Below are 26,376 nucleotides of genomic sequence, written 5' to 3'. Positions count from 1 at the left end.
GACGCACGCAATGGACAATCTGCTTCCGAAGGAATTCGACATGCTCGAGCCGCTCGTCGCGGCGTGGGCCCTTCCGACCCAGAACGAACGGCAGCAGCGCCGCATCGGCTCGTCGAGCGGCGAGCTGCGCTACTTCTACGACAACATGCTGCCGCGGCTGCCGTCGATCCTGACGTACCTCGACCGCTATCCGATCGGCGAATTGCCGGCGGACGCCGCACGGCTGCTGTCGCTCGCGCTGTCGCTCGCCGAGGTCGCACCGCACATCGAACTGTATCGCGGCGATCCGAAGGTGCCGTACAGCTTCGACGAAGCACGCTTCGTCGCCGAGCACGGCGACGCACGGCACTGAGCCGCCGACGCATCTCGGCGCATGCCCGAGGTCCGGCCGGACCTCGGGCGCATTCCCGCAAGGAGACCGGCCGATGGCCGCATCGACACTCGCCGGGCGCATTGCGCGCCTCGAGGCAATCGCCGACGTCGGCCAGCTGGTCGGCCGCTACGCCTATGGGGCCGATCGGCGCAACGATCCCGCGTTGATGGCGCCGCTCTTCAGTCGCGACGCGGTGTGGGAAGCCCGGGGTTTCGGGCGTCATGAAGGCCGCGACGTCATTGCGGAGCAACTCGCGAGGATCGGCAGCGAGCAGATCGTCTGGAGCCTGCACTACATGGCCGCGCCGGTGATCGAGATCGACGAGACGTTGCTGAGCGGGCGATGTCGATGGCATTTGTGGGAGCTGGCGCAGATCCGCCAGAGCCGCGACGATGCCGAGCCGCCGGCCGCCCACTGGATCGGCGGCGCGTATGACAGCCGCGTCACGATCGACGAAGGGCAGTGGCGTTTCCAGAGCGTGTTGCTCGATCTGCGGCTCATTCATCGACACGACGCGGCGTGGTTGCCTCGTCCGTCTTCCTGACCCGATCGGCGGATCCGCGAAGACAGGGTGCTTCATCCGGCCGCGTGCAAACGCGGCCTTTTTTTCGTGTGCCGCCGCGCCGCCCGGTTGCCGTATCGAATCAGAAGACAAATAAGTATTCCCATCTAGTTTCTTACGTGCGCGACCGAATGTCGGCAGCAATTTCGGCTTCTTAACTTGGAGTCGCTGCGAATTCGCAGGATTCGCGAGCGGAACGGCCGGTGCGTCGATGCATCGGGCAGGCCGTTTCCGGCAAGCGTCTGCAGGCATGAATCGAACGACCGAAACCACGGGAGACACACAGTGAAGAAAACCAGATGGATGGCGATAGCCGTCATGGGCGTGCCGCTGGCGGCCGCCGCGCAGAGCAGCGTTACGTTGTACGGCGTGCTGGATGCCGGCGTGACCTTCATCAGCAATCAGGGCGGGAACCGCAACACGGTGATGTCGACCGGGATGCAGGTGCCCAATCTGTTCGGCCTGCAAGGGAGCGAGGATCTGGGCGGCGGGCTCAAGGCGATCTTCAAGCTGGAAGGCCAGTTCGGCCTGGAGAACGGCCAGTCGATCGGCGGCGGCACGTTCGGCCGGCAGACGTATGTCGGACTGGCAAGCCCGTGGGGCACGCTGACGTTCGGCAACCAGTACGAGTTCATGTTCGAGTCGCTGTCCGCGCAGCGTCTCGGTCAGTCGCTCGGCTACGTCAGCCTGTACAACCTGCAGCAGGGACCGTTCCAGGGGCTCGGCACGCCGTATGGGGGCCTCGATTTCAACCGCGTCGCCGGTGCGTTCCGGGTCGCCAACTCGGTGAAGTATGTGACGCCGGACTATCGCGGGCTCAATGCCGGCGTGATGTACGGTTTCGGCGGCGTCGCGGGCTCGTTCGGGACCGACAGCACGATCAGCGCGGGCATCAACTATGCGAACGGGCCGCTCGGGCTGAACGCGGCCTACACCTATGCGAAGGATCCGTCGATCAACAACGGACGCGACGGCATCCGCAACTGGGGGCTCGGCGGCCGGTACACGATCGGCAAGCTGCAGCTCGACGCGATGTACACCAACACGCGCAACACGTTCAGCAACGCGCACGTCGACGTCTATCAGGCCGGCCTCGACTACATGTTTTCGCCGTTCACGATCGTGCATGGCGACTACCAGTACATGAAGGGCAATGCGCAGCTCGGCAACAACAAGGCGCATCAGTTCGGCGTGACGCTCGACTACTGGCTGTCGAAGCGTACGGATATCTACACGAATCTCGTGTACCAGCGCGCGAGCGGAAATGCCGACGCGAACGCATGGATCTCCGGGTTGTCGGCGCCTGCCGCCGGCGGCAACCAGACGGCCGTGCGCATCGGCATGCGCCACCTTTTCTGAGCCCGGAGGACGTCATCATGCATAGCGAATCCAATCTGACCTCGCGTACCGACGATCATGCGCTGGAGGCCGTGCCGGACAACGAGCGCCAGAACTGGCTGCAGTTGTCGTGGAGTACCGCGGGCATCGTCACGACGCTGATCCAGTTGTTCGTCGGCGCGCTCGTCACGTTCGTCGCGGGCATCCGGATCGGCCTGCTCGCCGGCCTGTTCGTCGCCGTCGCCGGTGCGCTGCTCGGCTGGGGCGCCGGCCATGTCGCGTACCGCACCGGGCTGTCGAGCACGGTGCTGTCGCGCCGGCACGGCCTCGGGCCGCGCGGCTCGGCGCTGCTCGCGCTCGTGTTCGGCTTCATGATTACCGGCTTCATCGCCCTCGAGAATGCGCTGCTCTACAAGGGTTTCCTGTTCTATCTCGACCGGCCCGATACGCTCGACATGCGCCTGCTCGTGTACGGCATCCTGTCGGTCGCGTGGATCCTGCTGACGGCCTTCGGCTTCAGGCTGGTCGCGCGCGTGTCGTCGCTGGCGCTGCTCGCGTTCCTCGCCGTGCTGGCCTACATGATGGTCGAAGTCATCGCCGCGTCCGGACAATCGTGGGCGTCGGTCACGCAGTTCGGCGCGCAGATGCCGGTCGCCGCGCTTCACGCGCTCGGTGCGGATACCGACATCGGCAAGTTCACTTTCTGCGTGAACGTGATGATCGGATCGGCCGGCGCGCTGGCGCTGATCGACGCCGATCTCGGGCGCTATGCGAAATCGTCGCGGGACATCGCGATTGCGGCGGTGATCGGCAACGTCTTCATGGATGTCGTGATGGTCGCCGTCGGCGGGATCGTGATGTATGCGGGCATGGACCAGATCGTCGCCCATCACATGAAGGCCGGCGGGATGACCGAGGCGGCCGCGCGGACGCTGGCGCTGCAAAGCCCGGACAGCGTCGCCGTCGCGTTCATCGTGTTCGGCGGCCTGTTCGGCACGTTGCTGATGGTGTTTGCGCAGTCGAAGGCACAGGTGCTCAATACGTACAGCGCGTCGCTCTCGCTGACCAATCTCGCGGACGCGTTGTTCGACTGGCGGCCCGGCCGCTTCACGTTCGTCGTGCTGGCCAACGTGCTGGCGTGCCTGATGCTGGTCGGCTCGATCCTCGCGTGGTTCAACTCGTTCATCACGGTGCTGGGCGTGCTGACCACCGGGTTCGCCGGGATCATCATCGCCGACTATCTGCTCGTCGGCCGCATGCCGGGCTGCGCCGCACCGGCGGACGAGGAGATCAACTGGGCCGGCGTCGTGACGGTGGCGGCGGGTTTCGTGCTGGCGCACTACGTGCTGGAACGCGTCGTGCCGATCGAGTTCTTTACGTCGCTGATCACGTCGTTCGTGCTGTATCCGGTGCTGCGCGTCGGCATGCTGAAGCGCACGAAACCGGCGCGCGGGCAGGTCGAGGGCTGACCTGCGCGAGATCCGGCCGGCCGGTCCCGCCACCCCGACGGTGGCCGGACCGGCCGCGGTTCATTCTTCGTGCTGCGGGGTGCCGCGCATCCCGAGCCGCACGAGCTCGGCGAGCGACGTTGCACCGAGCTTCTCGCGGATGTGCGCGCGATGCACTTCGACCGTTTTGTAGCTGATGTTCAGTTCGGCCGCGATCACCTTCGATGCCTTGCCCTCGATCAGCAGGTCGAACACTTCGCGTTCGCGTGCCGACAACTGCTTGAGCAGGTCTTGCGTCTGGCTGTCCGCCTGGGCCTGCCGGTACTCGCGCAGGCCGACCTTCAGCGCGTCGGCGACCTTGTCGATCAGATCCTGGTCGTTATAGGGTTTCTCGAGAAAGTCATAGGCGCCGCCCTTCATCGCACGAACGGTCATCGGAATGTCGCCGTGCGCGGTCAGGAAGATGATCGGAAGCCGGAATCCGGCGGCACGCATGCTTTCCTGCAATTCGAATCCACCCATGTACGGCATGCGAATGTCGAGCAGCAGGCAGCCGGGGATCTCCGGATCGGCGCCGGACAGAAATTCGCGCCCGTTCGAGAACACGTCCACCTGGTGTCCTACCGATTCGAGCAGCCAGCGCAGCGACACGCGTACCGCTTCGTCGTCGTCCACGACGTAGATCCTGGGCGCGCGGTCGTGTTGGGGGGGACTCGATCGACGGCTGTCCATGTGCGTTTCCTGTTTCGTTGCTGCTTTTCGGTGAGGTCGTTCGGGTCGTTCGAGATCCGGATTCAGGATTGAATCGCATTCGAACCTGTCGCAGTCTGCGGGGCGCAGCTGGATTCCGGTGCGGAAACCGTGGGAATTCTAGCGTTTCAATATTGGCCGGGACAGCCGGGAAAGTCCTCACCGGTAGTCGATCTCCACGCAGTGAGGCGTGCTTTCCGCGTCGGATGCGTGACGGTCCTACGTTGGGTGATCGGCCGTGAGTCAGGATGGCGCAATCACGTGCGTCGCGGCCGGTTCACGGTCAAGTCGATTTGTCGCTTCGAGAGACGCGGCCGAAATGACGAACCGCCCGGCCTGCATCGAACCGCCACGCGGCGTGCGACGACAGCGGCCAGCAGTGGCGCGGCAGCGAATGTGGCGAACAACCACACGGCCGCATGCTGCGCACCGGCGAGCCCGCCGAGCGTCGAGAAACCGGCGAGATTGGCGACGAGACTGCCGAGCGCGGCACCGATTTGCCACACCAACCGCTGCCTCGGCCGGGGGCTGCTGCGGCACGACGAACGCAAGTGCGGCGAGTGCCAACATCACGACCAGCGGCCCGCCGCGCACGAGTGCCTGCGCGGCGCGCGAGCCGCAGCTGCATGAGCTGATCGGCACATATCGGTGGCGCCCAGCACAATCCGACGGCGGCGACCCCGGATGCAGGCACGCACCCGGGGTCAAACAACATCGCGATCAGAACTTGTGACGCAGGCCCAGCGCGACGATTTCCTGCGACTTCGTGCCGGCGTAGCCGTACGAACCGATCGACGCCTGCGCATCCTGCGTGACCAGTTGTCCGCTCGCGTTCACGACCTGCTGCTGGCCGCTCGCGTGCTGGTACGCGCCGATCAGATAGAGGTCGGTGCGCTTCGACAGCGCGTAGTCGGCGCCCACCGACACCTGGTGATACTTCGCGTCGACGTTGCCGCTCGCCTTCGTGTACGCATAGCCGATACCGAGCAGCAACGGCGCCGATGCCTGATACGTGGCGAATGCGCGGCCGGTGTTGTACTTCTGCGTATTGGCGAAGCCGGCCAGCGAATCGCCGTCGCGGCGGTACTGTGCGTTGCTGTAGCCGAGGCCCAGCGTGACCGGGCCGATCGCGTACTGACCCGCGACCTGCGCGATGCCGATGCTCTTCGCGCTCAGGTAGCCGCTGTTGATCGGGCCGTCGAAGATCGCGTCGGACGAGCCGCTCCAGCCCGCGGCGCGTGCGGCGCCGCTGACGTTGTTGGTGTAGAAGTAGCCGCCGGCGATGCCCAGCGGGCCGTTGTTGTACGCGGCCGCGATCGCGTACGTGAGCCCCGAGCCCGTCGAGCCGGCGACGCCGCCGAAGCCGTACATCGCCTCGACCTGCAGGCCGGCCAGCACCGGCGACGTGTACTTGACCGTGTTGTTCACGCGCAGGCTGTTGTCGTTGTTGTCGACGTCGCCCGGCGTCGCGAAGATGCCGCCGAAATAGTTGTCGCCGGTGACGCCCTGAACCAGGTCGACGACCGGATCGTACTGGCGGCCCAGCGTGACGGTGCCGTACTGGCTGCTCTGCAGGCCGACGAACGCCTGACGGCCGAACATGCGGCCGCCCTGGCCGAGGCGGCCCGTGCCCGAATTGAAGCCGTTTTCGAGCTGGAACACGGTCTTCAGGCCGCCGCCCAGATCCTCGCTGCCCTTCATGCCCCAGCGGCTGCCCGACAGGTTGCCGCTGCCCATTTGCCACAGATTGTTACCCGTTCCGCTGTTGCCGTGAACGTACGTGATCGACGTGTCGATCACGCCGTACAGCGCGACGTTCGACTGTGCGTGCGCCACGCCGGCGACACCCAGCAGCGACAGCGAGAGGGCGGACAGTGCGAACTTCTTCATCGTTGAATTTCCCATGCGAGAGCGATGCTTGTTTAACTAAGGACTGTTAATAAATTGAAAGGTCGATCCGAGCGCTAGCATCGTGTGTGTCGACCCTTCGTTGTGTCCGTCAGCCGGAGTCACCCGGATTCCCGGCGACGCGTTTTCCGGAGACACGGCAGTGTTGCGGCCCTCGGTGACATGCACATGAAAAACCACAAAACAGCATGAATTTGCTGAAATTGCCACGAAGCATGGCGGGCGCGGGCGATCCGACGCGGACACGCGTCGAGGGCGGGCGCGTGTTGCGCGGCATGTTGTTCCTACGTGCTTGAAAATCGCATTCGCGCAATACGGTGTGATATTTCGGCATGTCATCCCTGCGCCGACAGCGGATTCGATCGACGCGAATGCGGTAGATGCGAATGCAGTGAGCCGACGGATCGGCACGGATTTCCGCCAAGTCATGTAGTGGCAAAATATGTCAATTCATGCGATTTTGCGGTTTTTCATTCGGATGTCATCTTGCGTCGCGATAGTGCGTGATCGGGCGACCGTCCCGTTCGCTCTGCTCCCGGGGCGCCGTCGATGGGGCGCGGCGAGCGGCAACCGATGCGCACGGCCCGACGGGCGGCGCGTGTCATCTCGACAAAAGGAACGTGCAATCGTGAACGCCATCGCAGCGGCAGATTCTTATGACGTGATCGTCGTCGGCGCCGGCATCGTCGGCCTCGCACATGCCTATACGGCGGCAAGCAAGGGGTTGCGCGTCTGCGTGATCGAGCGCGATGCCGCTTGCGTGGGTGCGTCGATCCGCAATTTCGGGTTCGTCACCGTCACGGGGCAGCACGCCGAACATAGCTGGCGGCGTGCGCGCGCGAGCCGCGAAGTCTGGGCAGACGTGGCGCCGCAAGCCGGCATCGACGTGCTTCACCAGGGCCTCCACCTGATTGCGCGTCGCTCCGAGGCGCTGCACCTGATCGACGCCTTCATGCAGACCGGCATGGCCGACGGCTGCCGGGTCATGACGCCCGGCGAAGCGGCGGCTGTCGCACCGGCGTTGCGGCTGGACGGCGCGCAAGGCGTGCTGCACAGCCCGCATGAACTGCGCATCGAGCCGCGTACCGCGATCGGGTTGCTGGCGGCGTGGCTGGCGGAACGCTTCGGCGTGCGGTTCCGCTACGGCGAGATGGTGCACGAGGTGCGCACGCCGTCCGTGCGTACGTCGCGCGGGGTGCTGCACGCGGAGCGCGTGATCGTCTGCGGCAATGCGGACAGCCGTCACCTGTACGGCGACTGGTTCGCGCGGCACGAGGTCCGGCTGTGCCAGTTGCAGATGCTGCGCGTGCGGCCGCGCCGCCCGGTGGCGCTGCGCGCCGCGGTGATGAGCGACCTGAGCCTGCTGCGTTACGCGGGTTTCGCGGCGCTGCCCGCGGCCGACGCGTTGCGTACGCGCCTGAAGGCGGAAGAGCCCGTGTGCCTCGGTTACGGCATCCACCTGATCGCGGTGCAGAGCGCCGACGGCAGTCTCGTCGTGGGCGACTCGCACGAATACGGCGCCGCGCCGCTGCCGTTCGCGACGCAGGAGATCGATGCGCAGATCCTGCGCCTGCTGCAAGAGACGCTCGATGTGCCGGAACTGGACGTCATCGAGCGCTGGACCGGCAGCTATCCGTCGGCCTCCGATGCCGATTGCGTGATCGAGACGCCGGACGACGGCACGCGCGTCGTCGTCGTGACGAGCGGCGCCGGGATGAGCACGGGCTTCGGGATCGCGCAGGACGTGTTTGCCGCGTGGTGACGGCGCGGGCATGCGGGTCGCGCATTCGACGGATTGGCGGGACACGCGGGATTCGCGCGGCCGATCATCGGCGGGGCCGCCCGCGGCGTGCTGGCCGAGCGTATCGATAACGCACGTCCCTGACATGCGGGTCGGCCAGCGTGCCGACTACCCGCGACACGGCATACAGCCGACTACGGCCGTCCGGCGCGGCGCCCCGATCCTGTCGCTCCGCCGAGCGCGGCCCGATTACTCCTTTACTTGACCACCACCTCCGGGCGCAGCAACAAGCCGCCGGTGAGCGTTGCAATACAGTGCTCCGCGATCTGCTCGGGCGTGTATTCGCCGCCGGGCTGGTACCAGCGCCCGATCCAGCTCAGTGCGCCGCCGATCACGAAGGCAGCCATCTTGGGATCGCATGGCGCCAGCGAACCTTCGTCGATCCCTTCCGCCACGAGCCGGCGGAACTGCTGGTCGATCGATGCCTTGAGTTGCCGCAACGCCGCGCGGCTGTCGGGCGGCAACTCGTCGTCGCCCACGCGGATCAGGCACATGCCGAAATCCATCGTGACGATCCGCGCATACACGTTCATCGACGCGACCAGCTGGTCGACCGCCTTGCCGCCGGCGCTGCGCGATTGCTCGATGCCCTCCAGCACCATCTCCAGGCCCTTGCGGACGCACTGCAACAGGATGTCGTCCTTGTTCTTGACGTAGTAGTAGAGCGTCGGCTTGCTGACGTGCAGCTCGGCTGCGATGTCGTCGAGCGAAGTGGCGTGAAACCCCCGCTCGTTGAAGAGCCGGGCGGCAGTCGACAGCACGGCGTTGCGTTTCGCTTCGCGCTGTTGTTCGCGCTCGGTGGCGGGCGCCCAGGGTGACGCGGGGTCGGCGGGGCGTCGGGACTTGGGCGCCGAAGGGGGATTGGACATGAGGCAAACGCGGGAAAGTACGGATGGTGAAGTATCGTTCAAAACCTAGAATCTACCGAATCGTAACTATGTTACTCTAAAGTAGGTTCATGGGAAAATCCGTGAAACACCCGTTGGTCGCGATGACCGGGACGTGTTCGGTTCGGGTTCCGGCGGCCGAAGGGCCATCGAGCGGCGGTGCGCGAGCCGGCATGTCGTCGAACGCCGGATGCGACAGCGCGCGGCAGGGGCGCTCGCGCAAACCGGCCGCCGCGATCGGGGCGCTCGCGGTGACCCATCGCCCGATCGACCAGGCATCCGGTGTGATCGACGGTCTGCCCATTACTTGCGTCTCTTCCTGACATGCCGATGAATACGACCGACTCACCTTCGCGGGACGTCCCGGGCGCCCCCGAACTGCAAGTGCAGCGCACCGCCTCAGTCGTCACGCTGACCTTCAACCGGCCGCACGCGCTCAACGCACTGGACGTACCGATGGCCCGCGCATTGCTCGCCGCCGCGAAGGATCTCGCGGCCGACCCTTCGGTGCGGGCCGTCGTGCTGCGCGGCGCAGGCAAGGGGTTCGTGGCGGGCGGCGATCTGGCGACGCTGCGCGCCGATCCCGTGCAAGGGGCCGCCGATCTGATTACGCCGATTCACGAGGCCGTGGCGATCCTGGCCGGGCTGAACGCGCCCGTGATCGCCCAGGTTCATGGCGTGGCCGCGGGCGCGGGCCTGAGCCTGATGCTGCAGGCCGACTTCGTGCTGGCGGCGGAGGGGACACGCTTCAACTCGGCCTTCATCAACCTGGGCGCGAGCTGCGATTCGGGCACCACGTGGGTGTTGCCGCGCCTGGTGGGGCTGCGCCGCTCACTCGAAATCGCGATGCTGGGCGAGACGTTCGGGGCTGCCGATGCCGAGCGGCTCGGGTTGATCAACCGGGTCGTGCCGGCGGAACGGCTTCAGGAGGAGGTCGATGCACTGGCACAGCGCCTCGCATCCGGCCCGACACTGGCCTATGGCGCGATCCGGCGCCTGATGCGCGAGTCGTTCGACCGTAGCCTGCCCGCGCAACTCGACGTCGAAGCCGAGGCGTTCCGCGCCTGCGCGGCGACGCAGGATTTCAGTGCCGGGCTGGACGCGTTCCATGCCAGGCAGGCTGCCCGGTTTGCGGGCTGCTGATCCCTTTCGTTCATCTTCCGGAGATCGATATGACCCAGCGTGACATCTATGTCGTCGGCACCGCGCGCACCGCGATCGGCACCTTTGGCGGCGCGCTCAAGGACGTGCCGAACACGCAGCTTGCAACCACGGTCGTGAAGGCGGCCATCGAACGCAGCGGCGTGGCGCCCGATGCGATCGGCCACGTGGTGATGGGCAACGTGATTCCGACCGAGCCGAACGACGCGTACCTGAGCCGCGTGGCCGCCCTCGATGCGGGCTGCCCGATCGAGACGCCGGCCTTCAACGTGAACCGCCTGTGCGGCTCGGGCCTGCAGGCCATCGTGTCGGCGGCGCAGGCCATCGGCCACGGCGATTGCGATATCGCGATCGGCGGCGGTTCCGAGTCGATGAGCCGCGGCCCGTACTTCGATACCGCGGCGCGCTACGGCGCGCGCATGGGCAACGCCGCGCTGATCGACTACATGGTCGGCATCCTGCACGACCCGTGGGAAAAGATGCACATGGGCATCACGGCGGAGAACGTCGCTGCGCGTTACGGCATTTCGCGCGACGCGCAGGATCGCCTTGCCGCGGAGAGCCAGCGGCGTGCCGCGTTGGCGATTGCGCAGGGGCGCTTCGACGAGCAGATCGTGCCGGTCGAGATCCGCACGCGCAAGGGTGTGGTCCGGTTCGATACCGACGAGCACGTGCGGGCCGATACCACGGTGGAGACGCTGGCAGGCATGAAGCCGGTCTTCAGGAAGGACGGCCTCGTGACCGCCGGCAATGCGTCGGGCATCAACGACGGTGCGGGTGCGGTCGTGCTGGCGACGGCGGAGCGCGTCAACGCGCTGGGCCTGCGGCCCCTCGCGCGTCTGGTCGGTTATGCGCACGCCGGCGTGGAGCCCGCGTACATGGGGATCGGGCCGGTTCCGGCCACGCGCAAGGTGCTCGAACGCACCGGGCTCAGGACGCAGGACCTGGACGTGATCGAAGCCAATGAAGCATTCGCCGCGCAGGCCTGTGCCGTCATTCAGGAACTGGGCCTGGATCCGGCCAGGGTCAATCCGAACGGATCGGGCATTTCGCTCGGCCACCCGGTGGGCGCCACGGGCGCGATCATCACCACGAAGGCGATCGCCGAGCTGCACCGGACGGGCGGCCGCTACGCGCTGGTGACGCTGTGCATCGGCGGCGGGCAGGGCATCGCGGCCATCTTCGAGCGGGCCTGAATCCGTTCGACGGCCGGTTCGAGATCGATCACCAGTCAGGAGACGTCATGCATTTGACCATTGGGCTGCATCGCGCGGTACAGCAGAAACCGAATGCCATCGCGAGCGTGTTCGGCGAACGGCGCCGGACCTTTGCGGAACTCGGCGAGCGTGTGTCGCGGCTGGCATCGGCGCTGCAGACGCTGGGCCTCGATACCGGCGGCCGCGTTGCCATGCTCGCGCTGAATTCCGACCGCTATCTGGAGTACTACCTGGCGGTCCTGTGGGCGGGTGGCGTCGTCAATCCGGTCAATATCCGCTGGAGCCCTGCTGAAATCGCGTATTCACTCGACGATTGCGATACCGCGATCCTGCTGGTGGACGACGCGTTCGCAGCGATGGTGCCGGAGTTGCGCAGCCGGTCGACGGCGCTGCGCGCGGTCGTTCATGCGGGCGAAGACGCAACGCCCGATGGCATGCTGTCCTACGAGGCGCTGCTGGCCGACGCGGCGCCGGTGCCCGACGCGATGCGCTCGGGCGAGGACCTGGCCGGCATTCTCTACACCGGGGGCACGACGGGCGTGCCGAAAGGCGTGATGCTGAGCCATCGCAACCTGTTCAGCAACGCGCTCGACATGCTTGCCGAAGGCGTGATCGCGGAGGACGGCGTCGGGCTCCACGCGGCGCCGATGTTCCATGTGGCCGACGTGACGCTCATGCTGGCGCTGCTGCTGCGGGGCGGGCGGCATGTGTTCCTCCCCGCGTTCGATCCGGCCGCGGCGCTGTCGGTCATCGAGAAGGAGCGGGTGACCGATACGCTGCTGGTGCCCACCATGATCCAGATGCTGGTCGATCATCCGGCGATGAAGACGCACGACGCCAGCAGCCTCCGACTGGTCCAGTACGGCGCGTCGCCGATCAGCGAGGCGGTGCTGAATCGCGCGTTTGACGCATTGCCCGGCGCGGCATTCATGCAGCTTTACGGCATGACCGAGATGTCCCCGGTGATCGCCGTGCTGCCGCCTGCGTGTCATACCCCGGAGGGCCGCCAGTCGGGCAAGTTGCGCGCGGCGGGACGCTCGACGTTCTTTGCCGAGATCCGTGTCGTCGATGCCGACGATGTCGAGGTGCCGCGTGGCACGCCCGGCGAAGTCGTCGCGCGCGGCGCGGGTGTCATGCAGGGGTACTGGAACAAGCCGGCGGAGACCGCGGCGGCGATTCGCGACGGATGGATGCACACGGGAGACGGGGGCTATCTCGACGAGGACGGGTTCCTGTTCATCGTGGATCGCCTGAAGGACATGATCGTGACCGGCGGCGAGAACGTTTATTCGGTCGAGGTGGAAAACGCGATCGCGAAGCATCCGGCGGTCGCGATGTGCGCCGTCATCGGGATTCCTGATGAAAAGTGGGGCGAGACGGTTCATGCGGCCGTCGTGCTGAAGCCGGGCGCAGACGTAACCGGAGACGACATCAAGTCGCATTGCAAGACGCTCATCGCGGGCTACAAATGCCCGCGCAGCATCGAATTCCGCGACGCTCTGCCGCTGTCCGGTGCGGGCAAGCTGCTGAAGTATGTATTGCGCGACGCGTACTGGAAAGGCGCCGGCCGGTCGGTGGGTTGACGCTGCGGGGTGCCTGCGGCGATTGCCCCGGCCGCTCAGACACGTTTGCCGGAATCCGTACAACGAGCGTGATGGCTACGCGGCAGGCGGACGTTACCTGTCGGACGGCGCGCCGGAACCATGCTGGTACCAGCCGCCGCCGCGCGGCGTCGAGGCCAGGATCGCGCTTTGCCGTCGACGGGAAACTGCCGCGCACGGTGCTGCTGATCCACATCGACGCCGCCTATTTCCATTGCTCGAAGGCCATCGTGCGTTCGCGTCTCTGGGATCGGGGTGCGCGGATCGAACGCGACCGGCTGCCGAGCGCGGGTGCGATGCATCGGCGACTGAGCGGCGGCACGTTCGACGGCGATTCGTACGATCGCGATCTCCCGGCCCGCACGGTCGCCGGGCTGTACTGAGCGCCGACGGGGGGATTCACGCGCGCATCGGTGCGGATCGCCCGCCCGGGTAGCACATAGCAACTGACGGTCGCTTCGCGCGACTGAACTCGTATGAGAACCGGCGGCAGAGGCCCGGAACGCTGGCTTCAATCGCTGGCGCGCCCGTTGTACGCCCACCGCCCGCGCTTTGACGCGCGAACAGGCAGCCGCCACGCGTGACGGGGCGCCCCGCATTCGCCGCAGAACAGGTTGTCGCCGGCCATCGATTTGTGCACGGTGTACACGCCGCGGCAGCGTTCGTGCAGGCGATGACGTATCCGACGCCGGCAGCATGCCGGTTCCGAAGAGGCGGTGGGCGGTGACGTCGCCTGCAGCAGCGCATCGACGAACCCTTCCGACCCACCCCAAGCGATCCACTCGTCTGACTCCCCAGCCTCGCGTGGCCCTCTCCCCAGGGGGAACCGGTAGCCCGTGCAACTACTGAGTTGCCGCAAAAAATGGTTTATGGTCAAATGACCATGTCATTTGACCTACATACCTGTTTCATCCCCAATTGGAAGTGGCCGCGATAGCGCGGACTTTCCTCAGCGTGGGCAATATTTTGCGAAAGCGTCCGGGTGGCGGGGAAACTGGCGCGCGCCGGCTCCCCGAAGTCAGACGGATTCGCGGGAGATGGAGCGGGCGTCCTTGTAGTCAAACCTGGGCGGTTTTCGCGGGTCGGCGCGAAAGCGCCTGGGTTGAGAAAAGAAATTTCTGGAGACAGTGCTCGTGGATGAAATGCACAGCAGGATGAACCAAGCGATCGACTCCTCGGCGCTACGCGCCCAACTGCGAGACGGATCCTTGCTGGAGACGCGTGCGTGGCTGGCGTCGGGATGGGTGGGGGGCACGGACTGGCGTTCGTTTCCCGTAGCGAATCCGGCCACGGGTGACATCCTGGCCCGCGTGGCCAGCCTCGGCGCCGCCGAGGTGGAGCAAGCCATTGCGGCGTCGGCGCTTGCACAGCAGGGCTGGCAGAAACGGACCAGCCACGAGCGCGCGAAGATCCTGCGCGCGTGGTACGACCTGATCGTTGCGAATGCCGACGATCTCGCCTTCATCATGACGTCCGAGCAGGGCAAGCCGCTGGCGGAGGCCCGTGGCGAAATCGTGTACGCAGCTTCTTTCGTGGAGTGGTTCGCCGAAGAGGCGAAGCGTATCTACGGCGACGTCATTCCTCACCCGCAAGGCGACAAGCGCATCCTCGTCATCCGTCAGCCGGTCGGCGTATGCGCTGCGATCACACCGTGGAATTTTCCTGCCGCGATGATCACGCGCAAGGTGGCGCCGGCACTGGCTGCGGGTTGTTCCATCATCGTGCGACCGGCGGACCTGACTCCGCTGACGGCACTTGCGCTTGCGGTCCTGGCCGAGCGAGCGGGAATACCGGCGGGCGTACTTCAAGTGGTGTGTGGCCCGTCGCGCGAGATTGGCGCGGTCCTCACGGCCAGCCCGATCGTGCGCAAGCTTTCGTTTACCGGTTCGACCGAAGTCGGCCGCGTACTCATGAGCCAATCGTCCGGGACGATCAAGCGGCTTTCTCTCGAACTCGGCGGCAACGCCCCCTTCATCGTGTTCGACGATGCGGATCTCGACGCAGCGGTTGAAGGTGCGATGGCGTCGAAGTACCGAAATAGCGGCCAGACCTGTGTGTGCGCCAATCGCTTTCTCGTCCAGGCAGGCATTCATGACCGTTTCGTCGAGGCGCTCACCCGGCGCGTTCAGGCGCTCAAGGTAGGGAACGGCATCGAACCGGGGGTACAGCAGGGGCCGCTGATCCAGAAGTCCGCCTGTGACCACCTGAATCAGCTGATCGACGATGCGGTCAGCAAGGGCGCACGAATCGTCACCGGCGGGAAAGGCCATCAGCTCGGGGGCACGTTTTTCGAGCCGACCGTTATTGCCGATGCGACGCCGGCCATGCGTCTCGCCCGCGAGGAGCTCTTCGGGCCCGTCGGTCCGGTGTTCCGGTTCGAGGACGAGGCAGAAGCGATCGCGATGGCCAACGACACCGAGTACGGGCTGGCCGCCTATCTCTATACACGCGACCACGGCCGGATCTGGCGTGTGGGTGAGGCACTCGAGTACGGCATGGTCGGCCTGAATACCGGCGTGATTTCCAACGAGGTCGCGCCGTTCGGCGGCGTCAAGCAATCGGGCCTTGGCCGTGAGGGTTCCCGTTATGGAATCGAGGAATACCTGGAAATCAAGTACATGTGCGCCCAGGTCTAACTGCCAAAGTCTGCATCAAGGAAACGTCAATGGAAATGTCCCCGCAATCGATGCTCTTCGAAACTGTTCCGTCCATTCTCCAGGAATGGGGTTGTGTGCGCCGCCTGGGTCAGGTGATGGCGGCGTGGACGGAGCACCGTCATGTCCTGATCGTTACCGACGCGGGACTGCACAACGCCGGTGTGCTGGAACCGGCGAAAGCATCGTTGGCGGCCGAGGGATTCCGTGTGGCGGTTTTCGACGAGGTCGTGGCCGACCCGCCGGAGATCGTGGTCTCGCGCTGCGTCGAGTTCGCGCGCAGTGCGGAGGCGGACATCGTCATTGGCCTGGGCGGCGGCTCGTCGATGGACATTGCAAAACTGGCCGCCGTGCTCACCGTCTCGCGGCAATCGCTCGCGGAAATGTACGGAATCGGCAACGTTCAGGGTGCGCGCTTGCCATTGGTGCAGATCCCTACAACGGCTGGAACCGGGTCGGAAGTCACCAATATTTCCATCGTTTCGGTTAACGAAACAACCAAGATGGGCATCGTCGCACGTCAGCTGTATGCCGACAAAGTGATCCTGGACGCTGAATTGACGGTCGGCCTGCCACGCAGCCATACCGCTGCGACGGGCATCGACGCGATGGTTCACGCCATCGAGGCCTATACCAGCAAGCACAAGAAGAATGCCATCTCCGACGCGCTCGCACGTGAGGCGCTGCGATTGCTGGTGAACAACCTGATTCCGGCTTGCGAAAACGGCGAAGACCGGCGCGCACGAGAGGCCATGCTGCTGGGCGCCACGCTGGCAGGACAAGCCTTCGCCAATGCCCCGGTGGCCGCCGTCCATGCGCTGGCGTATCCGCTGGGTGGGCATTTCCATATCCCGCATGGCTTGTCCAACGCATTGATGCTGGCCCCGGTGCTGCGTTTCAACGCCGACGCGGCCGCTTCGCAATATGCGGAACTGGCAGACGTCGTAGGCGCGGGTGGAAAAGGCGACGCCACGGAGCGCACGGCGGCATTCATCGCTTTCATGGAAGACCTGATGGACCGATCCGGCGCGCCGCGTCGTCTCCGTGACGTGGGTGTCACGCATTCGAGCCTGCCGACCCTGGCGGCAGATGCGATGAAGCAGCAGCGCCTGCTGTTGAACAATCCGGTCGTCGTCACGGAGCCGGACGCATTGCGCCTGTATGAACAGGCCTATTGAACCGACGCCGGAAAATCCGCAGTCGCCGTAACGTAAATAGAGAGAGTGCACCGTGAACAATGTAGAAAGGATTGAGCACCACGAGATCGTTATCCTGGGTGCAGGCTTCGGAGGCCTCGGCATGGCCGCTCGCATGAAAATCGCGGGCATCGACGACTTCGTCGTGCTGGAGAAGCGTCCCGATCTCGGTGGCGTCTGGCTGGACAATTCGTATCCCGGCGCAGCATGCGATACCGAATCGCACCTGTACTGCTACAGCTTCCATCCGCATTTGCGCGTGAGCGCCATGTATGCCGGCCGCAATGAGCTGCTGCACTATTTGAAATCACTTGCCACGCGGTTCGACCTGGCGGAACACCTGCGATTCAACAGCGAGATCCGCAGTGCGGAATGGGATGCAGAGGCAAGCCGCTGGCAGTTCGAGCTGAACGACGGTTCCCGGATGACCTCCCGGTTCTTTGTGCCGGCGTGGGGGCAACTGAACCGTCCGATGATTCCCGCGGTTCGCGGCCTGGCGGATTTCAACGGCGAGTATTTCCACTCCGCCGAGTGGCGGCACGACGTGGACTTGAGCGGCAAGCGTGTGGCAAGCATCGGAAATGCCGCCAGCGCCGTGCAGTATGTGCCGCTCATCGCGCCGAAGGTCGATCACCTGACGGTATTCCAGCGAAGCGCGAACTGGATCATGCCGCGCAACCAGATCGTCTTCTCGAAGGAGCAGCTCGATACCTACGAGCACGAGCCCCATCTTTTCGAAGAAAGCAGGAAATCGCTGCACGCTTTCCGCGAGTCCGGGTTCGAGCGTACCCGGATGGGTTCCAACGCCCAGATGGAAGGCAAGAGTCTCGCGTTGGCACACCTTCATCGCCAGGTGACCGACCCGGTACTGCGCGAGCAGCTGACGCCGGACTATGAATACGCGTGCAAACGGATTCTGCGATCGGACGACTACTATCCGGCGCTCATGCGCGACAACGTCGCGCTGGAGACGGCGGGGGTGGAATCGTTCGTCGACGAGGGCATCGTGACTCGCGACGGCCGTCTGCTCCCGTTCGACGTGGTCGTGTTCGGAACCGGATTCGAGAGTCAGGCATTCCAGGGCAGCCTGCAGGTTCGCGGGACGGACCGCACGTTGGCCCAGGCCTGGGAAGATGGCCCGGAAGCCTATCTGGGCATGACCGTGCCGGGCTTTCCGAACATGTTCATGTTGTACGGGCCGAACACGAACCTGAACCACAACTCCATCGTGTCGATGCTCGAGATCCAGCAGAACTACATCATCGACGCGATCGGCGGCATGGCGTCGGCCGGCGTGAAGGCAGTCAGCGTCGACCGGGCCGTGTTTGACGAATACAACGGCAAGCTGCAATCGGCGATGGCCGGCTCGGCGTTTTCGGCGGGCTGCTCGAGCTGGTACAAGAACGCGCAAGGGAAGGTGATCAACAACTGGCCGGGCACGGTGGACGAGTACCGCGCGGCGACGCAATGGGATCAAAGCGTGTTCGCTGCGATCTGAGCGGAGAGGCACATGACATCAGTGCACTGGTTGCCGCTGACGGAGGTGGCTGACGATGCCCGGGACGCCGTCCGGGCGTTCCGCGAACTGGGCGGACGACACTACGGCAGCTTTTCCGTCGACCAGTCGCGCGTGAACTTCGTGCGTGCCTGCGAATTGAACGGCCTCACGGGTGATGAGGCCGTTGTCCATGAAGACATCGATGTTCCCGTCGCGGACGGCAGCATTCGGGTCCGGCTCTATCGTCCGCCCGCCGGGGCGGGTGCCGACGGCAACCCGCTTGTCGTCTTCATTCACGGCGGCGGGTGGGTGATCGGCAGCGTGGACACGCATGACGGCATCTGCCGTCATCTCGCACGGCATGGCGGGTGTGCCGTCGCGTCGGTGGAGTATCGGCTAGCGCCGGACCACCGGTGGCCGGTCCCGCTCGAGGATTGCGAGCACGCATTGGAATATCTGATGGCCAACGCTTCTGCGCTCGCCATCGATGCGTCCCGGGTGGTCCTGGCGGGCGACAGCGCCGGCGGCAATATGGCGACCATCATCGCCAATGCGGCATCGGCAGTGGGGCCCGCGATCATCGGGCAGATCCTGTTTTATCCGGTGACGGACCTGACGGCATCGCTTCCGTCATACCAGCGCATTCAAGGCGGATTTCCGCTCGTCGCCGAGTCGATGCTCTGGTTCCGGGATCACTACGTGCCGGCCGGCACCCCGCTTGACCTTGCGCGCCTGTCTCCGCTGCTGCATGCGGAAGGGCGGCGGCAGCCACCGATGTTCATCGCAACGGTGGGGCTGGATCCGCTATGCGATGAAGGCATTGCCTACGCGTCGTGCGCGGCACGTGCGGGGAGCAAGGTCGAGCATCACCATCTGCCCGGACATCATCACGGCATCGTCACCGCTGCCGGCACTATCCCGGCAGCGCGATATCTGCTGGGGCGCGCGGCTTCCTTTGTTCGGCGGCTTGCCGGAAAAGACGGTTTCAATGATTGACACCTTGACCTTCGTGCAGACCGGCGCATCGCCGTGTGATGCGGTCGTGCCATCGACACGTTCGCCAGGGATGAATCTCGCGTAGTTCGACGCGCTCCGGTTCGTTGACGAGCCAGACGAGGGGCGTGGCGTCGCGCAATTATTCAAACGGGACAGAGGAGATTGCGTATGGAAAAGATCTGGCTTGATGCTTATCCACCGGAGGTTCCGGCAGAGATTGATTGCAATGCGTATCGATCCGTCAGTGCGTTGATTGAAGCAAGCTTCGGCAAGTTTCAGGAGAATCCTGCGTTTGCGTGCGGCGGAAAGCGGATCACGTATGGCGAACTCGACGCAATGTCGCGCTCACTGGCCGCGTGGTTGCAATCGCGGGGGCTCGAACGTGGTGCGCGTGTCGCCCTCATGATGCCGAATGTGCTGCCTTACCCGATCTCGATCTGCGCAGTCCTGCGCGCCGGCTACGTGGTCGTCAACGTCAATCCGCTTTATACGCCCCGCGAGCTGAAGCACCAGTTGAACGACAGCGGCGCGGAGGCGATCGTCCTTCTCGACGGTTGCGCTGCCACGTTTGACGGGATCAGGGCGGAAACGCAGGTGAAGCATGTTCTGGTTGCCACGCTGGACGGCGCTGCGCCAGCGGTGCGGATCCCGGGCGCGCATACGACATTTGACGACGCGATTGCAGAGGGACGTCGGGGCAAATTCGTGCCGGCCTCCCAGTCGCCGGATGATGTCGCTTTTCTCCAATATACGGGGGGGACAACCGGTGTGTCGAAAGGGGCGACACTATTGCATCGGAACATCGTCGCCAATATTCTGCAGACCGATGTTTGGCTCAGGCCTGCTCGTCTTTGGCGGCCTGACGTCGCGCAGTTCATCACGGTGGCGGCACTGCCGCTCTATCATATTTTTGCGCTCAACGTGTGCTGCCTGTTGACGATGCATACGGGCGGGCTCTGCGTACTGGTTCCGAATCCGCGCGACATCGGCGAGATGATCAAGTCGCTCGCCGGATACAAGGTCACGAGCTTTCCGGGCGTGAACACGCTCTATAACGCGATGCTTCATCATCCGGAATTTTCTCGCCTCGATTTCTCCAATCTGCTGCTGGCCAACGGCGGCGGGATGGCCACCCAAGAGGTCGTGGCAAAGCGCTGGAAGGCGATGACTGGCGCGCCGATCATCGAAGGATACGGGTTATCCGAGACATCGCCCTGCGTCACGATCAATCCCGTGGCCCGTGGCGAATTCAACGGCACGATTGGTCTGCCGCTGCCCTCTACCGAAGTGTCGATCCAGGACGACGACGGCAACGAATTGCCGCCCGGAGAAGCAGGGGAGTTGTGCATTCGTGGTCCGCAGGTGATGGCCGGTTACTGGCAGCGGCCCGACGAGACCGCGAAGGTGATGACCGCGGACGGCTTCTTCCGATCGGGCGACATCGCGTCGATCTCCGCGGATGGCTTCGTGCGCATCGTCGACCGCAAGAAGGACATGATCCTCGTGTCCGGCTTCAACGTCTACCCGAACGAGATCGAGGAGGTCGTTGCCAAGCATCCCGGCGTATACGAGGTCGCGGCTATCGGCGTACCCGACGAGCATTCCGGAGAGGCGGTCAAGCTGTTCGTGGTCAGGAAAGCGCCGGAACTGACGGAAGAAGACCTGATGGCGTTCTGTAAAGGCCAGCTGACCGGCTACAAGCGACCGAAAAGCATCGAGTTTCGCGACAGCCTGCCCAAGAGCAACGTCGGGAAGATTCTTCGACGCGAGTTGCGGGCGCCGAACGGTTGACGTCATGGTCAGGGCCGATGCCTGCGAGGTCGAGCCGCCCCACATTGCACACCCCCGAACCGGAACAGCAACGACGGCGGGAAACGTCCGTTGCGAGATCGGCTGGCCGCTTCGCGAGGCACCTTGACCCCACCTCATGAGCAGCGCGGGTCCGGCGGGCTACCCGTCAGCCCGGATCAGGGGCTGCCTGGAGGCGAGGGGCGCGACATCGCCTGGCGCGGCGATGCATTCGGCGCGTTACGCGACCGGTCCGGATCATCGCCACCTTCGCAACCGGTTGGGTAATGGAAACCCCTTATTCAAATTGTCTCTCGACTGCATAAGACTGGGAACCATGGAACTTGGTCAAATGATCATGTTCGAGGTAGCCGGTCAAACCCGGATGCGCACGCCAATGACCCGCGTGCCTGTCAGGTTGGGTACGGAGATGATCTTCCCTGGGTTGTCCCGGGCTGGTTTGAAGCGTTGTCGCTGACATACACGTGTGAGCGTCTTTTTGCTTCGTAGTCACATGACCAAGTCAAGTGATCTAGTCGTGCGGCGTTACGGATATTTTCAATAACTGGTCATCGGAGGGATCTCATGACTAAGAAACAAACAGATTCGTGTTCGCCTGAGCACGTAGATGTACTAATCATTGGGGCGGGGATCTCGGGGATCGATGCCGCTTGTCATCTCAGCATGAACTTGCCGGGCCGCTCGTTCGCGATCCTGGAAGCCATGGACGGATTCGGTGGCACGTGGTGGACCCATCGCTACCCCGGCGCGCGTTCCGACAGCGACCTGTACACGTATGCGTTCGGATTCCGCCCGTGGCAGGGTCGCTCGATCGCCACGGCGGAGGAGATCCACAGCTATCTGGGAGAGGTCATCAACGAATATGGCCTCGGTTCGAAGATCCGCTACGGGCATCGGGTTCAAACGGTGAACTGGTCGAGCGAACAGAAGCGCTGGACGGTCGAGGTATCGCGCAACGATACGGGCGAACGCTTTTCGATCACCACCGACTTCCTGTGGCTGGGGGCGGGGTACTACGACCATCGTCAGGGCTTTACGCCCAAATGGAACGGGTTCGATCGCTACAAGGGAACGGTCGTTCATCCGCAGCACTGGCCCGAAGATCTCGACTATGCCGGAAAGCGGGTGGTCGTGATCGGCTCGGGCGCTACCGCGGCGACGCTGATTCCTGCGATGGCCGGAACCGCGGCGCACGTGACGATGCTCCAACGGTCGCCGACGTTCTTCACGGCGGTGCCCTGGACGCATCAGCTGGACGCGACGCTTCGCGAACTGAGCCTTCCCGAGGAATGGCGGTCGGAGATTCTGCGGCGTGCGCACCTGAAGCAGACGTTCGACCTGATCAACCTGTCCTCAGCGAACCCGGACGCCGTTCGCGACTGGCTGATCAACGAGACCCGGCAACAGCTGCCGGAAGGGTTTGACGTCGACAAGCACTTCAATCCCAGCTATCGCCCGTGGCAGCAGCGCGTGGCTGCGGTGCCCGAGGGAGACCTCTTCACCGCCATCCGGGACGGGAAAGCATCCGTCGTGACGGACACCATCGAATCGTTCGACGAAAGCGGCATGACGTTGGCGTCGGGCGAGCACCTGCAGGCGGACATCGTCGTGACCGCGACCGGTTTCGACATGAGCGCGTTTGGCCAGATCGCCTTTCAGGTCGATGGCGATGCCGTCGACATGACCAAGCGGGTCTCGTATCGAGGAATGATGATCGAGGGCATCCCGAACATGGCGTTCATCTACGGCTACTACCGTTCGAGCTGGACGCTCCGCGCCGATCTCGTCTGCGAATTCACCTGCCGCGTCCTTGCGCACATGGACAAGGTGGGCGCGAAGACGGTGGAGCCGTGCCTGCGCGCCGAAGACGCCGACATGCAGCGGCTGCCCTGGACGGATCCGAACAACTTCAACGCCGGGTACGTGATGCGGTCGCAACACCAGATGCACTCGCGTGGCGATCGCATGCCGTGGCAGCACCACTTCGAGTACGAGGAGGAGCGCAAGACCATTCCGGAGTTGAGCCCGGATTCCGAAGTCCTCGTGTATCGCTGATCTCCGAGCAACGTTCGATTACAAGGTGATGTTATGGCACTCGATTTGCACCTCGCTGGTTTTCTCGAATCCTTTGCCGGGTCCGGCGCGAAACCGCTACCGCAGTCCACCCCGGAAGAAGGGCGCGTATTGATGCAGCATCTGGCACGCGCCGTTCGTGCACCGGAGGCCGTCGTCGACATTCACAGCGTGGAAGACCTGACCGTGCCGGGCGCGACTGGATCGCTGCGGGCACGGGTCTATCGCCCGACCCAGGAGCGTCATTTGCCGACGGTCGTCTATCTCCACGGCGGCGGGTTCGTCATTGGCGATCTGGATACCCACGACAATATTTGTCGAGAGCTGGCGCGCGGCGCGAATGCGGTCGTTGTCTCGGTGGATTACCGGCTGGCGCCCGAGCATCGGTATCCGGCCGCGGCCGACGACGCGATTGCCGCGACCAAATGGGCGATCGCAAACGCAGGCGAGTTGGGCGGAAACGACGTCGTGGCGGTTGCCGGAGATAGCGCCGGCGGCAATCTCGCGGCCGTCGCGGCTCAACAACTGCATGCCGAGGGCATTGCGCTTGCCGCCCAGTTCCTGATCTACCCCGCGGTAGCACAGGATCGCTCCGGCTTTCCTTCTTTCACGGAAAACGGCGAGGGCTATCTGCTCGACCTCGATACGATCGCCTGGTTTGACGGGCATTACGTCCTTGACGGTACCGACCGGGCGGATGCACGACTGGCGCCGATCCATGCGAAGGACTTTGCCGGGTTGCCTCCCGCGGTCATCGTGACTGCGGAATACGATCCGCTGCGCGACGAGGGTGAAGCGTACGGTCGCTTGCTCCACGCCAGCGGCGTCAAGGTAGAGACGATCAGGTGCGATGGCATGCTTCACGGATTCTTCGACATGGGGGCGATCTCTCCGGGCGCCCAGGCGTGGATCGAGAAGAGCATCGCGAGTTTTCGAAAGGTACTCGGCAGCGCGCAGCACCATTGATACGTTGGCGGTAGCGACCTGATTTCGCTTTTCGCCATTTCGTGGCCGCACGCGGTTCGATGGATGACCTCCAACGTTGCCGGTGCGGCCACGCAGTTCTGATGCATGACGGAATGAAGCCGATTGCGCAACGACTCGGTGAGGCCGCGACGTGAGTGGTGGCGTCAATGCATCAGGTAGTTGCTTGTGAAGCGTTCAAGCATCTATCCAGGACACAGACCCGTGAAGAACTCATTCGATTATCTTGTTGTAGGCGGCGGCTCGGCAGGCAGTGTGCTGGCTTCGCGTTTGACCGAAGACCCAGATGTGACGCTGTGCCTCTTCGAAGCCGGCGGCACCGGCGATGGATGGCCCATCAACGTCCCGGCCGCCTTGGTGCTGATGGTCCCGTCCCGGCTGAACAACTGGGCGTTCGAGACGGTGCCCCAAAAGGGGCTGCTGGGACGACGCGGCTACCAGCCGCGTGGCAAGGCGTTGGGCGGATCGTCGGCGATCAATGCGATGGTGTACACGCGTGGCCATCATGCCGACTACGACGATTGGGCCGCGCTTGGCAACGAAGGCTGGGCCTGGAACGACGTCTTCCCCTATTTCAAGCGAAGCGAGCATAACGAGCGCCTTGGCAATGAATGGCACGGGCGCGGCGGCCCGCTGTGGGTCAGCGATCTGCGGACCGGTAATCCCTTTCAGGGCCGTTGGCTGGAGGCCGCACGTCAGTGCGGCTTGCCCATCACGGACGATTTCAACGGTGCCGAGCAGGAAGGCGTCGGTATCTACCAGGTGACCCAGAAGAATGGCGAGCGCTGGAGTGCGGCACGTGCCTATCTCTTTCCGCATCTGAAGGTTCGCGACAATCTGACGGTGGAGACCGGTGCGCAGGTCAGACGCATCGTGTTCGACGGCAAAAGGGCCGTTGGCGTCGAGGTCACGCGCGGGGGGAATGTCGAGACGGTCTGGGCAAAGAAAGAGGTGATCCTTTCTGCAGGAGCGTTTCAATCGCCTCAGTTGCTGATGTTGTCCGGCGTCGGGCCGAAGGACGAACTCGAGCGTCACGGGATCAAGGTCGTCGCCGATCTCCCGGGCGTGGGGGAGAACCTGCAGGATCACCCGGACTTCGTGGTCAGCTACAAGACGAATAGCCTGGACGCGCTGGGGGTGTCGTTACGCGGCGGGATCAAGACGTTGCGCGACATCCGGCAATACCGGGCTTCGCGCGACGGCACGATGACCACCAACTTTGCCGAAGGTGGCGCCTTCCTGAAGACGCGTCCCCATCTGGAACGACCGGACGTTCAGATGCACTTCGTCGTGGGCCCCGTCAACGATCATGGCAGGAAGGTGCAGCTCGGACATGGCATTTCCTGTCACGTGTGCCTGTTGAGGCCGAAAAGCCGTGGATCGGTCAAGTTGCGAAGCGCGGATCCGCTGGATGCGCCGTTGATCGACCCGGCATTCCTCGAGCACGCGGATGATCTCGAGGTTCTGGTCGAAGGTTACAAGCTGACCCGGCGGTTGATGGCGGCGCCGGCGATGTCCGAGTTCGTGACGGAGGATCTGCTCGAATCCCGGTCGCGATCGGACGAAGACATCCGTGCGTTGCTGCGCGAGCGGACCGACACGGTGTACCACCCGGTAGGAACGTGTCGCATGGGGAACGACGCGCTCGCCGTCGTTGACGCTCAGTTGCGCGTGCGGGGAACGGAAGGCTTGCGTGTGGTCGATGCCTCCATCATGCCGACGCTGGTGGGTGCAAACACGAACGCGCCAACGATCATGATTGGTGAGAAAGCCTCTGACCTGATTCGGCGGATCTCGCGATTCCCGGCTGCGACGCCGGCGTGAAAGCCGGAATCGTGGTTTAGCGGGCCGCTTCACGTGCTGGTATTCGTCAGCGTAGGCGCCTCAACCGTACCGGGACGTTGCGAGCACGATATGCGCCGCGACGTCCGCTGCCGGAAGCCTGGGGCCAGCTGGCCGGTTGACGCATAACCGGATGCTCCCCGGGCATCGTGAGCTGTTTGGCGTCGGGCGCCCGTGCGGTGAGGTCGGGTGATGCGGCCAACCGCCGATCATGAGCGCACCTTTGCTCCTTGGCGGGCATGGCAAGCACGAGGCCAGCGATGTCGTCACCTGCGGCC

At 64.4% G+C, this 26,376-nt stretch carries 20 protein-coding genes and 1 pseudogene; 18 read left to right on the top strand and 3 right to left on the bottom strand.

Features of this window, described 5'->3' with window-relative positions:
• The first annotated feature begins 10 nt into the window (after positions 1-10).
• The 4 genes from ACN8ZM_RS36560 (at position 11) to ACN8ZM_RS36545 (ending at position 3,742) form a co-directional block, all read left to right on the top strand.
• Positions 11-352, top strand: coding sequence for a hypothetical protein (locus tag ACN8ZM_RS36560; protein ID WP_043185625.1), 342 nt, complete (start codon positions 11-13; stop codon positions 350-352).
• A gap of 73 nt (positions 353-425) precedes the next feature.
• Positions 426-917, top strand: coding sequence for a nuclear transport factor 2 family protein (locus tag ACN8ZM_RS36555; protein ID WP_420212877.1), 492 nt, complete (start codon positions 426-428; stop codon positions 915-917).
• Positions 918-1,238: 321 nt separating this feature from the next.
• Complete coding sequence (locus ACN8ZM_RS36550) at positions 1,239-2,294, top strand: porin (RefSeq protein WP_420212876.1); 1,056 nt, start codon at positions 1,239-1,241, stop codon at positions 2,292-2,294.
• A gap of 17 nt (positions 2,295-2,311) precedes the next feature.
• Positions 2,312-3,742 carry a purine-cytosine permease family protein gene (locus tag ACN8ZM_RS36545; RefSeq protein WP_420212875.1) on the top strand — a complete coding sequence of 477 codons (1,431 nt, stop codon included), beginning with the start codon at positions 2,312-2,314 and terminating at the stop codon, positions 3,740-3,742.
• Positions 3,743-3,802: 60 nt separating this feature from the next.
• Here the strand turns inward: ACN8ZM_RS36545 and ACN8ZM_RS36540 are convergent, their stop codons facing one another.
• Together ACN8ZM_RS36540 and ACN8ZM_RS36535 are read right to left on the bottom strand one after the other, a co-directional pair.
• Positions 3,803-4,453: a response regulator transcription factor gene (locus ACN8ZM_RS36540; protein ID WP_051890081.1), complete on the bottom strand. Its 651-nt coding sequence runs from the start codon at positions 4,451-4,453 to the stop codon at positions 3,803-3,805.
• Between the two features lie 738 nt (positions 4,454-5,191).
• Positions 5,192-6,361, bottom strand: coding sequence for a porin (locus ACN8ZM_RS36535; protein WP_301767332.1), 1,170 nt, complete (start codon positions 6,359-6,361; stop codon positions 5,192-5,194).
• 643 nt (positions 6,362-7,004) lie between these two features.
• On the opposite strand from ACN8ZM_RS36535, the gene ACN8ZM_RS36530 reads away from it, so the two are divergent.
• A complete protein-coding gene (locus tag ACN8ZM_RS36530; RefSeq protein WP_420213324.1) occupies positions 7,005-8,141 on the top strand; it encodes a TIGR03364 family FAD-dependent oxidoreductase in 1,137 nt (378 codons plus the stop codon).
• 236 nt (positions 8,142-8,377) lie between these two features.
• Here the strand turns inward: ACN8ZM_RS36530 and ACN8ZM_RS36525 are convergent, their stop codons facing one another.
• On the bottom strand, positions 8,378-9,049 hold the full coding sequence (locus ACN8ZM_RS36525) for a TetR/AcrR family transcriptional regulator (protein WP_301767334.1): 672 nt from the start codon (positions 9,047-9,049) through the stop codon (positions 8,378-8,380).
• A gap of 191 nt (positions 9,050-9,240) precedes the next feature.
• Between ACN8ZM_RS36525 and ACN8ZM_RS36520 the strand changes: the two genes are divergently transcribed.
• From ACN8ZM_RS36520 to ACN8ZM_RS36460, 13 genes and pseudogenes are all read left to right on the top strand, one after another.
• Entirely contained in the window at positions 9,241-9,390 is a 150-nt protein-coding gene (locus tag ACN8ZM_RS36520; RefSeq protein ID WP_420212874.1) for a hypothetical protein, read from the top strand.
• 7 nt (positions 9,391-9,397) lie between these two features.
• The gene (locus ACN8ZM_RS36515; protein WP_420212873.1) at positions 9,398-10,210 is read left to right on the top strand and encodes an enoyl-CoA hydratase/isomerase family protein; all 813 of its coding nucleotides are present in this window, start codon (positions 9,398-9,400) and stop codon (positions 10,208-10,210) included.
• A 29-nt stretch (positions 10,211-10,239) separates the two neighbouring features.
• Positions 10,240-11,424 (top strand): acetyl-CoA C-acyltransferase family protein, encoded by a 1,185-nt coding sequence (locus ACN8ZM_RS36510; RefSeq protein ID WP_420212872.1) that lies wholly within the window; start codon positions 10,240-10,242, stop codon positions 11,422-11,424.
• A 47-nt stretch (positions 11,425-11,471) separates the two neighbouring features.
• Positions 11,472-13,028, top strand: coding sequence for a long-chain-fatty-acid--CoA ligase (locus ACN8ZM_RS36505; protein ID WP_420212871.1), 1,557 nt, complete (start codon positions 11,472-11,474; stop codon positions 13,026-13,028).
• A gap of 167 nt (positions 13,029-13,195) precedes the next feature.
• Positions 13,196-13,429: pseudogene (locus ACN8ZM_RS36500) on the top strand (pyridoxamine 5'-phosphate oxidase family protein); the annotation flags it as partial.
• 759 nt (positions 13,430-14,188) lie between these two features.
• The gene (locus tag ACN8ZM_RS36495; protein WP_420213323.1) at positions 14,189-15,682 is read left to right on the top strand and encodes an NAD-dependent succinate-semialdehyde dehydrogenase; all 1,494 of its coding nucleotides are present in this window, start codon (positions 14,189-14,191) and stop codon (positions 15,680-15,682) included.
• Positions 15,683-15,711: 29 nt separating this feature from the next.
• Positions 15,712-16,878: an iron-containing alcohol dehydrogenase gene (locus tag ACN8ZM_RS36490; protein ID WP_420212870.1), complete on the top strand. Its 1,167-nt coding sequence runs from the start codon at positions 15,712-15,714 to the stop codon at positions 16,876-16,878.
• A 52-nt stretch (positions 16,879-16,930) separates the two neighbouring features.
• Positions 16,931-18,394, top strand: a complete 1,464-nt coding sequence (locus ACN8ZM_RS36485; protein ID WP_420212869.1) for a flavin-containing monooxygenase — start codon at positions 16,931-16,933, stop codon at positions 18,392-18,394.
• A gap of 12 nt (positions 18,395-18,406) precedes the next feature.
• Positions 18,407-19,390 carry an alpha/beta hydrolase gene (locus ACN8ZM_RS36480; RefSeq protein ID WP_420212868.1) on the top strand — a complete coding sequence of 328 codons (984 nt, stop codon included), beginning with the start codon at positions 18,407-18,409 and terminating at the stop codon, positions 19,388-19,390.
• Between the two features lie 168 nt (positions 19,391-19,558).
• Entirely contained in the window at positions 19,559-21,181 is a 1,623-nt protein-coding gene (locus tag ACN8ZM_RS36475; protein WP_420212867.1) for an AMP-binding protein, read from the top strand.
• A 582-nt stretch (positions 21,182-21,763) separates the two neighbouring features.
• Positions 21,764-23,254, top strand: a complete 1,491-nt coding sequence (locus ACN8ZM_RS36470) for a flavin-containing monooxygenase (RefSeq protein WP_205821567.1) — start codon at positions 21,764-21,766, stop codon at positions 23,252-23,254.
• 33 nt (positions 23,255-23,287) lie between these two features.
• Positions 23,288-24,238 (top strand): alpha/beta hydrolase, encoded by a 951-nt coding sequence (locus ACN8ZM_RS36465; protein WP_420212866.1) that lies wholly within the window; start codon positions 23,288-23,290, stop codon positions 24,236-24,238.
• A gap of 222 nt (positions 24,239-24,460) precedes the next feature.
• Positions 24,461-26,080, top strand: coding sequence for a GMC family oxidoreductase (locus ACN8ZM_RS36460; RefSeq protein WP_420212865.1), 1,620 nt, complete (start codon positions 24,461-24,463; stop codon positions 26,078-26,080).
• The last annotated feature ends 296 nt before the right edge of the window (positions 26,081-26,376 follow it).

The sequence above is a fragment of the Burkholderia aenigmatica genome (assembly GCF_048627025.1).
Taxonomy (GTDB): domain Bacteria; phylum Pseudomonadota; class Gammaproteobacteria; order Burkholderiales; family Burkholderiaceae; genus Burkholderia; species Burkholderia aenigmatica.
This window is presented reverse-complemented; position numbering and strand designations above follow the sequence as displayed.

Coding starts and splice junctions, on each gene's coding strand:
- ACN8ZM_RS36560 (WP_043185625.1), top strand. CDS start 11: ATGGACAATCTGCTTCCGAAGGAATTCGACATGCTCGAGCCGCTCGTC.
- ACN8ZM_RS36555 (WP_420212877.1), top strand. CDS start 426: ATGGCCGCATCGACACTCGCCGGGCGCATTGCGCGCCTCGAGGCAATC.
- ACN8ZM_RS36550 (WP_420212876.1), top strand. CDS start 1,239: ATGGCGATAGCCGTCATGGGCGTGCCGCTGGCGGCCGCCGCGCAGAGC.
- ACN8ZM_RS36545 (WP_420212875.1), top strand. CDS start 2,312: ATGCATAGCGAATCCAATCTGACCTCGCGTACCGACGATCATGCGCTG.
- ACN8ZM_RS36540 (WP_051890081.1), bottom strand. CDS start 4,453: ATGGACAGCCGTCGATCGAGTCCCCCCCAACACGACCGCGCGCCCAGG.
- ACN8ZM_RS36535 (WP_301767332.1), bottom strand. CDS start 6,361: ATGAAGAAGTTCGCACTGTCCGCCCTCTCGCTGTCGCTGCTGGGTGTC.
- ACN8ZM_RS36525 (WP_301767334.1), bottom strand. CDS start 9,049: ATGTCCAATCCCCCTTCGGCGCCCAAGTCCCGACGCCCCGCCGACCCC.
- ACN8ZM_RS36520 (WP_420212874.1), top strand. CDS start 9,241: ATGTCGTCGAACGCCGGATGCGACAGCGCGCGGCAGGGGCGCTCGCGC.
- ACN8ZM_RS36515 (WP_420212873.1), top strand. CDS start 9,398: ATGAATACGACCGACTCACCTTCGCGGGACGTCCCGGGCGCCCCCGAA.
- ACN8ZM_RS36510 (WP_420212872.1), top strand. CDS start 10,240: ATGACCCAGCGTGACATCTATGTCGTCGGCACCGCGCGCACCGCGATC.
- ACN8ZM_RS36505 (WP_420212871.1), top strand. CDS start 11,472: ATGCATTTGACCATTGGGCTGCATCGCGCGGTACAGCAGAAACCGAAT.
- ACN8ZM_RS36495 (WP_420213323.1), top strand. CDS start 14,189: ATGCACAGCAGGATGAACCAAGCGATCGACTCCTCGGCGCTACGCGCC.
- ACN8ZM_RS36490 (WP_420212870.1), top strand. CDS start 15,712: ATGGAAATGTCCCCGCAATCGATGCTCTTCGAAACTGTTCCGTCCATT.
- ACN8ZM_RS36480 (WP_420212868.1), top strand. CDS start 18,407: ATGACATCAGTGCACTGGTTGCCGCTGACGGAGGTGGCTGACGATGCC.
- ACN8ZM_RS36475 (WP_420212867.1), top strand. CDS start 19,559: ATGGAAAAGATCTGGCTTGATGCTTATCCACCGGAGGTTCCGGCAGAG.
- ACN8ZM_RS36470 (WP_205821567.1), top strand. CDS start 21,764: ATGACTAAGAAACAAACAGATTCGTGTTCGCCTGAGCACGTAGATGTA.
- ACN8ZM_RS36465 (WP_420212866.1), top strand. CDS start 23,288: ATGGCACTCGATTTGCACCTCGCTGGTTTTCTCGAATCCTTTGCCGGG.